Source organism: Spiroplasma endosymbiont of Andrena trimmerana (assembly GCF_964019575.1).
Classification (GTDB): Bacteria; Bacillota_I; Bacilli_A; order Mycoplasmatales; family VBWQ01; genus Spiroplasma_E.
The window spans coordinates 1086343-1097561 of the sequence record NZ_OZ026455.1; the positions used below are offsets into that span (position 1 = coordinate 1086343).

Below are 11219 nucleotides of genomic sequence, written 5' to 3' on the forward strand. Positions count from 1 at the left end.
TGAATATTATGTTAGGTAAATTTTTTAGAAAAGATAAAAGTAATATTAGTGATAATCAAAATGAAAAAGTAAAATTTTTAACTAATAAAAATAAAAGTACTCATGCTTCAATTTTAAATTATTTTGGTTTTAATGATTTTAATCATGAAACTTATTTTACTGATTTTGTAGCAGAAAATAATGCTAATTTATATAATGCTCCATTAGAAATAAATAATGAAACTATTAAACAATATTTAATTAAACAAGAATTTTATAGAAAAAATTGAAATTCTATTTTTAAATTAAGTAAATTAGGAATTAGTGGTTATTTAATTTTTATTGCTAATGATGATTTATATTTTCAAATCGTTGATATACAACAAAGAGTTTATGATATTACTGGTAAATTAATTCAATGTACTATTTTTTATGATAGTTATGAACAAAATGCACAAATGGTAAGATTATTTGAAATTTATACATTAAATAATGAACAAGTAACAATTAACCGTGCAATTTATAGTATTAGTGATAATAAAAAACAATTTCCATTACCTTTTAAATCATACATTAATAATTCAAATTTAGAGCAAGAACAAACACTAAATATTAATTATATTCCAATAGCAATTATGAGAAATAAAGCAAATGAGTTAGCAGATTGTGATAAAGTAATGGATAAAATTAAAGCATTAGATGTTATTTATGAACAAATTGTTTTAGATACCATTTTAAACTCACCTAAATTTATTTTTAATCAAACTTATGGTAATGTTCAATCAACGTTAGAACAAGCAGTAAGAGAATTAGTTACTAAAAATTATTTATTTAAAAGTGGTGGAGATAATAATGAACAAAATAGAAAAGATAAATATGACAAGTAGTAATTTTAAAGGTAAAAATTTAACTGATATATACGATTGAAATGTTAATGAAATATTTAAACGTTGTGGTATTCATATACCAAGCCAAAAGAAATCAGCACAACAATCAGTACCTGAAAGTACAGCAGTAAATATTTCAACCATTAATTATATCGAACAAAAATTATGACAATTTAATATTGATATTTTTAAATTTATTCAAATATTAGTACGTTTAGATAAAGATTTATTAAATAGTAAAACATTTAATATTAATGATGAACAAGAAATTAATAATTTAACTGTTAAATTAAAATTATTTAATCCCAAAAATAACCAATTAATAGGAGAGAACAATGGAAAACAACAACAAACCACAAACGAAGTTTCCACAGAAACAAACTAAACTTAATCAAGCAGAAGTAGAAAATGATTATTTAATTGATAATATTCCTTATGATTTTACTAATATGATGGGTGCTACTAGTGACCCTGATATTAATAGAGCATATGATGAATTTAAAAAAAGAACAATATATATTTATGAAATTGAACGTTTATTTAAAAATAATGAAAATAATAGTTTAAAATTTTCAGCAAATACTATTAAAATTGGTTTTATTGATATTGATAAATTATTAAAAACTACTGCTGTTGAAACATCGGACTTTACTATGCAATTAAATCAAAGAGCAAGTACTAATATTAATGACAATACAATTGAATATAGTATGACTGATATTAAAAATTTAATTTTTCAAGAAATAAATTTATTAAATCAATTTAAATTATATGCAGTTAGTATTAATGAACCATTAACTGAAAATAATATTGATAATTTATATATCATTAATAACTATTCTCAACCTTATCAAAATCCAAAAACTAGAAGTACTAAAAGTATAACTATTATTAAAATTAAAGACTTTAAAACAAGAGATGGTTATCCAATCATTATTAAATTAGCTGAGTTATACTTGTAAGTGCAAGTAAATAAAATTGCAAAAAATTCTCATATAAAAATTTCATAATGCTAAATTTAGTTTAGAAAAAAGTAAGGAGTTTTTATATGAGTTATAAACATCTTGGCATAGATGAAAGAATTTATATTGAGAATCAATTGAAATTTAAATTTAAAATTAGTGAAATAGCTAAAAATCTTAATCGAAGTATTAGTACTATTATTCGAGAAATTAATAGAAATAAAGATAATAATCATTATTTTTCATTAATTGCACAAAATAAAGCTGAAAATCGAAAACAATCACATATTAGTTTTCATAAGTTTAAAAATAAGAATTTAGTAAAATATGTACAACAAAAATTACTATTAGGTTGATCACCTGAACAAATTTATGGCAGAATTAAAAATTTTCATAAAGAATGAGTTATTAGTTTTAAAACAATTTATACTTGAATTTATTTTGGAATGCTTGATAAAGTTACTAGTAAAAATTTAAGAAGAAAAGGTAAAAAACGAAAATCTAAAGAAAATCGTGGCAAGTTTAATGGTAAATCAATTAAAGAACGAGATATAAATGTTAATGATCGTATAACACTTGGTCATTGAGAAGGAGATACTATAGTATCATCACGAGGTAAAAGCAAATCATGTTTAATAACTTTAGTTGAAAGAGTATCACGATTTACTTTAGCAATATTAGTTAAAAACAGAACTACTAAAGTTATTAATAAAAATGTCAGTTATTATTTATCAATTCTTCCTAAAAACATTGTTAAAACTATTACTTTTGATCGTGGCAAAGAATTTTCAAATTGACAACAACTTGAAAAAAATTTAGATGTAAAAATTTATTTTGCCAATCCATATTCACCTTGACAAAGAGGTACTAATGAAAATACTAATGGTTTAATTAGAGAAAAATTTCCTAAAAAATTTATTTTTTCAAAAACTAATAAAAATGAAGTTCATAAATTTATATTGTCTTTAAATCAAAAACCGAGAAAAATACTAAATTATCTTTCACCAATCGAATATTTGGATAGAAAAATAATTTAGTTGCACTTACCTTTACAATTTAGCATTACAAAAACCATTAGATAAAGATACAAAAGTTAAAAGTATAACTTTAAAATTTCCTAAAACTATGTTATTTGGTAATATAAAAGTAAATGGTGAAATTGATGGATTAAAAGTATCGCCAAATTTATTAATTGATGATGATAATCAATTATTTCCATTATATGCTTTACCAATCCAAACACAACCAAAAGTTAATGTTTTACAACAATGATTTAGTGACCAAATTTTAGAATGAGATATTGCTAAAAATTTTATTAATCAAAATTCTATTTTGGAATATTTAGATATTGGTGAAATTATACCTAATCCACTATCACAAGAATTTAAACATGTTAAAAAAATTGAATTTAAAAATGTTGAAACTATAACTACTAATGAAGACCGACAAATAGATAATATTCAAAAAGAACAATATTTTTATGTTTTCTAAAGAAAATGAAAGTGATTACATATTAGCATATAATGATTGACAAAGTGGAGTTAATAAAGTTGGTGTTGGAGGAAGTAAAAACCAAAAAGTAAAAATGTCACAAGGTAAAATGGTACAAACTCATTGAAAAATTAATAATATTGATAGTGTACTATTAACTTATGATAAAGTTAAACCACTTACAACATTAGGAAAAGTATTAATGGATATGCTAGGTTATACTTATAATTACCAAGCAAATTTTGATGGTTATGACCCAAATAATGATAAAAATAATACAACAAATATTACTAAATTAAGACTTAAATTTGAAAATCAAAAACCACATGATGTAATTAATAATTTATTTGAACAGTGAAAATTAAATAATCCCGATTTTATTAATCATCCTAAAATTAAAATTTTTAAACAAGTAATTATGATGTTATCAAATTATATTCTTTCATATTTATCAATAAATAAAGGTTTAGATGATGATTATAAATTATTATTGCCATATTATTTCGAATTAAAATCTAAACCAACAAGAAAAACAAAAAATGATGTTTGAGAATTTGAAAATGTTTATGTTGTTTTAAAATCAGAATATTTTGATTTTACTGATCCTAATAATATTCAAGTTAAAAATAAAAATATTAGTCAAAACGAATGATTCAAACTAAATAATAATCAATTTAATTGATTATCATTAACTAATGAATTAGAAAGCAATAATATACCTTCATTATTACCACAAGATATGAGTTTAAGTAATGGTGAATATGGTAAATATATGGTTAAATGTATATTTAATAATATTTTAGAAATATTAAAATTATTAAATAGTGAAAAACAATACTTTTCAAGTTGAGATTGATTTAAGTTTACACAAAAAGATTACATTAGTAATGAAATCAAATTCAATATAGAAAAAGAAATTTTTAATTTACATAAATTAGAAATTTCGGGAATTTTTGGTATTGGTAATTATGACTTTTTATTAGAAACAACGAAAAATGAAACTATAAATATTAATAATATTCAATTATTTAATTTTAATGATGAAACATTATCATATATGAATATTGAAATTTAATTTCTAAAATAGCCATCAGGATATATACCATCTCATTTTATATCATTAGAATTTGCTTTATTTTTTGAAAAATATAAAGTAGTAAAAAATGTATTACCATGTATATATCCATGTTCTCAAATAGTAGTATTACCTCAAACTTCATGGTAATCATGATCTAAATAACATTTATTTTTATTATTAATTGATATCATTATTATTCCAGTTGTTGAAAGTGTTGCAAGAAATAATGCTAAAATTGATATTATTTTATAAAAATTTGTTTTTATTCATTTTTTTATATTATAGTTTATTTTTTCTTGTTGTTTTTTAACTTCATTTTGTACACTTTTTATTATCTCTTTACTATCTTGCATTTTAATCTCCTTTTTGAATTCTTAATTTTTTTCTTAATTTTTTACAAGTTTTTAATCATTTTGGTAATAATTCATACTCTAAATTATCTGTATGATTTTCACAAAGAAAAAGATTAATAGTTGTATATTTTAATTCTACTAATACAATATTGCTTCATTTTTTATTACAATTTTTACTTTGACAAATAACATTCACAATATAAAATATTTTTTAAATATTTCAATTTATTTACAACTTTTAATGATTTTCCTTTAATTTTCATAATTTTCTCCTTTTTTCTTAAAATTTTATTATTTAATTGTACTTAATTTATGTTATTTTTACAAGTATGCTTTTAAGCGAAAAATAACGCCTAAATTAAAGTCGTTTATTTTATGATACCTATACTATTAATTTAATGTTACTTGCTTATTATATTACAAATATGAAAGTACTTTTTTTCACAGTACCATTATTTTGATAATAATTACGTTCTTATGTGGATTATTGTGGATAAAATAAATTATTAATGTTATTTACCAAATTTTAACACTTTAAATTTATGCAATTTAAAATTAATAATTGGTGCAGAAACAGATTAGGAGAATTAAATATGAGTTTTAATTATAAATGAAATTTTAGAGAACAATATGCTAAAATTGATAAATTAGTTTTAGAACATATAACAAAGAAATGAGAAAAACGAGATTGAAGAATATTTAAAACAAGAGATAAAAAGAAATATAAAATCGTTGATTATCAATATCGAAGAAGAAAAATAATGTATGGATTAGTAACTTATAAAAGAAGAATTTATGAATATTTTGATGAAAAATTACAAAAATGAGTTCGTGTTTGTTTAGTTGATGAATGACTAGAATTACCTAAATATAAAAGAATTGGTGAAGATGTTAAACAAACTATTATTGAATATTTTGCTGACGGAAAAAGATACCATGATATTTGTGCTATTTGTAAAAAAGCAGGTATTAGTGTTAGCACTGTTCATAGAGTTTTTAAAAATTTAGAAGTAATTGAAGCAAATCCAATAAAAGTAAAGTTAGAAAAAAATCAACCTATTTTTGTAGCGATTGATGATGGACATCGAAAGTTTTGAGATTTTAAACGTAAAGGTATAAAACACTCTATGAGATTAATAACAACATATACAGATAATATTAATCATAAAGTACAAAATAAAAGAGTAAAAGCAATTATTAGACCAACAAGAACAGCAATTGGAGTTAAAAAAACTGCTGAATTTATTAAAGAACATTGTCAAAAATTTTATGAAAATATTGAACAAGCAAAAATAATTATTTGTGGAGATAGTGCTGGATGAATTAAAGATGTAGCAAATTATCTTGGTGCTGAGTTTATTTTAGATAAATTCCATTTAATTAGAACATTATATCTTGGTATAATGGCGGGAAATAAAGGAAAATATTGAAGTGAATATAATAATTGTAAAGATTTCATTAATAATGGTCAATATGAACAATTAATTGATTATTTATATAAAGAATTAGATAATCATAAAAAGTTAAAAAAACAATATTTTAAAAATAATAAAAAAGGTATTGTTAATCAAGGTGCAAAATGAAATATTGGTTGTTTTACTGAAACAAATATTTGACATGTTTTAAAAGAAATGATTGTTAATAGAACATATAGTATTTTTATTTATATAAAAATGGTTATTTTTAAATGTAATCAAATAAATTTAAAAACATAATTTTACTTATTTTAAAATAAAAAATTAAAAAAACTTATTAAATTAAAAGTTAATAAGAATTTTTGTTATATATTTATGTTAATTAAATTATTAAAATGTTTTTATAAGCTAAATTGTAAAGGTAAGTGCAACTAAATTATTTTTCTATCCAAATATTCGATTGGTGAAAGATAATTTAGTATTTTTCTCGGTTTTTGATTTAAAGACAATATAAATTTATGAACTTCATTTTTATTAGTTTTTGAAAAAATAAATTTTTTAGGAAATTTTTCTCTAATTAAACCATTAGTATTTTCATTAGTACCTCTTTGTCAAGGTGAATATGGATTGGCAAAATAAATTTTTACATCTAAATTTTTTTCAAGTTGTTGTCAATTTGAAAATTCTTTGCCACGATCAAAAGTAATAGTTTTAACAATGTTTTTAGGAAGAATTGATAAATAATAACTGACATTTTTATTAATAACTTTAGTAGTTCTGTTTTTAACTAATATTGCTAAAGTAAATCGTGATACTCTTTCAACTAAAGTTATTAAACATGATTTGCTTTTACCTCGTGATGATACTATAGTATCTCCTTCTCAATGACCAAGTGTTATACGATCATTAACATTTATATCTCGTTCTTTAATTGATTTACCATTAAACTTGCCACGATTTTCTTTAGATTTTCGTTTTTTACCTTTTCTTCTTAAATTTTTACTAGTAACTTTATCAAGCATTCCAAAATAAATTCAAGTATAAATTGTTTTAAAACTAATAACTCATTCTTTATGAAAATTTTTAATTCTGCCATAAATTTGTTCAGGTGATCAACCTAATAGTAATTTTTGTTGTACATATTTTACTAAATTCTTATTTTTAAACTTATGAAAACTAATATGTGATTGTTTTCGATTTTCAGCTTTATTTTGTGCAATTAATGAAAAATAATGATTATTATCTTTATTTCTATTAATTTCTCGAATAATAGTACTAATACTTCGATTAAGATTTTTAGCTATTTCACTAATTTTAAATTTAAATTTCAATTGATTCTCAATATAAATTCTTTCATCTATGCCAAGATGTTTATAACTCATATAAAAACTCCTTACTTTTTTCTAAACTAAATTTAGCATTATGAAATTTTTATATGAGAATTTTTTGCAATTTTATTTACTTGCACTTACAAGTATAACTCAGCATAATTTATAAAATTGAGTATTTTAATTGTAATATTTTTAAATTAGTAGTAAGATAAATTTACAATTTCATAAAAATCCAAATTATTTCTTGTCTAAATTTATAATAAGACTACAACGATTTAATTTATTCCGGATTTTTGACAACCGCCCATATATTAATTAATATTGGACTAATAAAAACACTAAAAACTGAAAAAATTAAAATTAAAGGGACAATAATTATAATAAAATTGTACGATACTTCCATAGTATTATATCCCAATACTTTTAAAATATTAATCAATATTCAATTATCACGAACTAAAATATTAGTAACCAAAGTCATAATCATAAATGATAATATAATACTACAAATTGCAAAAAAACCAATAAGTAATTGAATACTTATTTCATTATTTTCCAATGCTGCTTTTTCATTACCAATTGGAACAATACCACTCAAAGAACTAATAAAACCACTAGAACTAATGTAGTCAGTATTCAAAATTTTAGTTAAATCAAAATTATAATTATTTTCAGTATTAATAAAAGTTAAGTAATGTCGTAACTCATTATCATTAAATTTACTCATTTTGGCATTATTAATTAATAATCCTGTATTTTCATTAATAGCACTATTTAAAAGTGATTGTGATACTAATAATGTTGACATTCCTAAATTCCTAAAGCCATCATAAATAATACCAATTAAATATTTTTTATTACCATTAAAATCAAAATATGGATATAAAATTGCTTTACCAATATTGTTACCATTACCAGTACTAGTATTGGATGCTGGGGCATTAGATGCTGCAATTGGTAAAAAGGTAACATTTGGAGCATTAGTACTAGTAATATGTAATTGTTTTTTTACATTGTTAACATTTTTAGTAAATTCTTTATCTAATCAAAAATCAGAAGTGTTCATTGTATCACTGTTCATATTAATAAATTTTTTAAATTTACTATTAATTAAATTAGGTTTAATAAAATTATTACTATTTGCATTAATACCATAGATAGTTTGTCTTATTGTAACTTCATTACTAAAGCATGAATCATTAAAAGTTTGAGTTACACTATCATAAGTATTACCAATAGCATTGTTATGACTAAAATCCAAATCATAAGAATCTTCAATATTCAATTTAATAAAAGGTAACTCATTTTGTTCTTGATAAGGAATAATACCAAAACTAATTAATAAATCATTATTATTACCACTTTCATTTGTTAAATAATTAATAATATTTATTTGTTTTGCTCACTGTTTTTTAAATGTTTGTGGTAATAAATTTCATGTTGTCGATTTTTCAAAATTTTTACGCATCTTTAATAAATCGCTACCCAAAATATATTTATTACGTAAATCGCGAATAACGGGGGCTGGATTATTAGGACTTATTAAATATGAATCAATAGCATCTTGTAAATCTTGTTTAAGTGATACTCCTGATTCTATTTGTGAAACTGGAGCAATGTTATAAAGCAACTGCTTGTTATTATTAATAAAATTATTTTCAATGTCTTCATAATGATAACTATTTAAATAATTAAAATTAATCCCTTCAAATTGTAATGATAACATATCATTAACTAAACCACTAGCTGCAATTGAAAATAGCATCAATGTGGCAGCAAAAATACTAACTATACTAATGATAACTAATTTACCAAAACTTCGCATGCTAATAGTTATTGCCAATTTATTATGATAACTAATATCGCCAATAACTTTAACACTAATAAAATTAAAAATTTTGCTAATATTTAAATGATGATATTTTTTAAAATTTTTACTACTAATTAAGTCAAGTGGTTTTTTTTGTAAAAATAAATAAACTATAAAAAAACTAATAATTACTAATAACAATAAAGGAACAGTTACCACAATAATTGTCATATGCACATTTATATATCATCCATAGTTAATTAGCGCTAAATATAAGTTATGACTATTAATAAGAATATGACTAATAAATACTGATATTAAAACACCAATAATAGCAAAAATAAATAAAGGTCAAATAATAGCTAAAACTAAAGAAATTGTTAATTGTCAATTTTTATAACCCAATGCTTTTAAAATTCCAATTAATTTATGATTATGATGAATCATCTTTCATACTACCATTAAAATAATAACACTAGTAACAGTAAAAATTAATGTTAAAAATATTATACCAACATTTTGTGTTAAATTAATTCGCTCATTTAAGAAAAAAATAGCATTTTCATTATAAGGTCTTCATAAATAATCATCATTTGTTAAAATACTAGCAACATTAGCAAAATTTATACCATTAGTAAGATTTTGATAATGATGACCATATGCTAATTGATTATGTAATATATTATATAATCATGGATTTAAACTACGTTCAGGATAAACGGGATTAAAACTATTTTTTTGTTTATTTTTATCAATAAAACCCTTAAAATCATTATTGATGTTAACCATTGTATTACTATTAACAAAAGCAACGGTTTTATTTTTTGGATCCATCAATCCACTAATATTATTGGCAATAAAAGCACTATTTCGACTAGTAACAAATCCTCTAACAGTAAAAGTACGATTAACAATATTGTACTTATCACCAATTTTTAAATTATTATTATTAGCAAATTGTTCATAAATTAAAATTTCATTATCTTGTAATGGTAACTCTTCCAAACTTTGTTTATAATTACCTACTAAAATTGGTGGATCAATAATATTTTTAGGAACTGTTTGTGTAAAGAGAAAAGATTTACCGGTCATTAATAAATCATTAACTAAAGTATATTGATTTCATTCAATATTTTGAAATAACATGCCATTAATAATTAAAAAATATAGTTGTGATTGCAAAGAAATATCAATTGTATTATATTCATGATTAGCGTATGATATTTTATGATAAATTTCATCTTGATAAATTTTTAATGCTTTATCATTTAAAATAAAATAGTTTACTTGATTAATATTTGTCTTTCCATCATAAACATAACTATTAATTAAATTACGCATTGCATTTTTATATTCTTCAGAAGAGTTATAACCTTGATGATAATCATTAGGAACTAATAGTTTAAAATCAACATAATCATGATGATATTTAGTAGATATATTATTTCCAATTTGTAAATAATTATTAGCATGAGAATCACTTAAATCACTACTACCATTAAAAATAAAACGATAAGTATCGGTATTAGCATTAACTAAAGCAATTTGAAAAGTTGCATGATTTAATTTAAAAGTATCAATACTATCATCTTGTTTATAATATGACATATTTTCCAATCATAATCCTAAATGTGTTTTATAATAATTATATTCTTTTTCAAAACTATTTTTTTCAATTGGTAATTCATTTAATTCTTGAAAATTAGTATTTTGACTAATATCATTTAAATATTGATTTTCTACATATTGATCAGAAAATTGAATGCTTAAAAAAGTTATAATCATAATCATAACTAAAAAGCCTAACCCTAAAACTTGAATAATATTTTTTCTTTGTTCACGCAAATAATTAAAAAATATTTTTACCATATTCCACTAACCTCAGTTGATACTTCAAATTAATTTTATCAATT

At 21.3% G+C, this 11219-nt stretch carries 11 protein-coding genes; 7 read left to right on the forward strand and 4 right to left on the reverse strand.

Features of this window, described 5'->3' with window-relative positions; translation table 4 throughout:
- Window positions 1-8: 8 nt before the first annotated feature.
- The 6 genes from AACL03_RS06450 to AACL03_RS06475 all read left to right on the forward strand — a co-directional run bounded on the left by AACL03_RS06450 (window position 9) and on the right by AACL03_RS06475 (window position 4394).
- Window positions 9-866 carry a hypothetical protein gene (locus AACL03_RS06450; protein ID WP_339039871.1) on the forward strand — a complete coding sequence of 286 codons (858 nt, stop codon included), beginning with the start codon at window positions 9-11 and terminating at the stop codon, window positions 864-866.
- Window positions 832-1251: a hypothetical protein gene (locus AACL03_RS06455; RefSeq protein ID WP_339039872.1), complete on the forward strand. Its 420-nt coding sequence runs from the start codon at window positions 832-834 to the stop codon at window positions 1249-1251. Before AACL03_RS06450 ends, AACL03_RS06455 begins: the two co-directional genes overlap by 35 nt.
- The gene (locus AACL03_RS06460; RefSeq protein WP_339039873.1) at window positions 1202-1828 is read left to right on the forward strand and encodes a hypothetical protein; all 627 of its coding nucleotides are present in this window, start codon (window positions 1202-1204) and stop codon (window positions 1826-1828) included. The genes AACL03_RS06455 and AACL03_RS06460 overlap by 50 nt, the downstream gene beginning before the upstream one ends.
- Window positions 1829-1914: 86 nt before the next feature.
- Window positions 1915-2865 (forward strand): IS30 family transposase, encoded by a 951-nt coding sequence (locus tag AACL03_RS06465; RefSeq protein WP_339038665.1) that lies wholly within the window; start codon window positions 1915-1917, stop codon window positions 2863-2865.
- A gap of 88 nt (window positions 2866-2953) precedes the next feature.
- Window positions 2954-3319, forward strand: a complete 366-nt coding sequence (locus AACL03_RS06470) for a hypothetical protein (protein WP_339039874.1) — start codon at window positions 2954-2956, stop codon at window positions 3317-3319.
- Window positions 3309-4394 (forward strand): hypothetical protein, encoded by a 1086-nt coding sequence (locus tag AACL03_RS06475; protein WP_339039875.1) that lies wholly within the window; start codon window positions 3309-3311, stop codon window positions 4392-4394. The genes AACL03_RS06470 and AACL03_RS06475 overlap by 11 nt, the downstream gene beginning before the upstream one ends.
- On the opposite strand, the gene AACL03_RS06480 is transcribed toward AACL03_RS06475, so the two are convergent.
- On the reverse strand, window positions 4391-4750 hold the full coding sequence (locus AACL03_RS06480; RefSeq protein WP_339039876.1) for a hypothetical protein: 360 nt from the start codon (window positions 4748-4750) through the stop codon (window positions 4391-4393). The genes AACL03_RS06475 and AACL03_RS06480 overlap by 4 nt on opposite strands.
- Before the next feature lies 1 nt (window position 4751).
- A complete protein-coding gene (locus AACL03_RS06485) occupies window positions 4752-4946 on the reverse strand; it encodes a hypothetical protein (protein WP_339039877.1) in 195 nt (64 codons plus the stop codon).
- 397 nt (window positions 4947-5343) lie between these two features.
- On the opposite strand from AACL03_RS06485, the gene AACL03_RS06490 reads away from it, so the two are divergent.
- Window positions 5344-6465: an Mbov_0401 family ICE element transposase-like protein gene (locus AACL03_RS06490; RefSeq protein WP_339039878.1), complete on the forward strand. Its 1122-nt coding sequence runs from the start codon at window positions 5344-5346 to the stop codon at window positions 6463-6465.
- Between the two features lie 131 nt (window positions 6466-6596).
- Here the strand turns inward: AACL03_RS06490 and AACL03_RS06495 are convergent, their stop codons facing one another.
- Both AACL03_RS06495 and AACL03_RS06500 read right to left on the reverse strand, forming a co-directional pair.
- Window positions 6597-7547, reverse strand: a complete 951-nt coding sequence (locus tag AACL03_RS06495; protein ID WP_339038665.1) for an IS30 family transposase — start codon at window positions 7545-7547, stop codon at window positions 6597-6599.
- Between the two features lie 229 nt (window positions 7548-7776).
- Window positions 7777-11175 (reverse strand): ABC transporter permease, encoded by a 3399-nt coding sequence (locus tag AACL03_RS06500; protein ID WP_339039879.1) that lies wholly within the window; start codon window positions 11173-11175, stop codon window positions 7777-7779.
- Window positions 11176-11219: the final 44 nt, after the last annotated feature.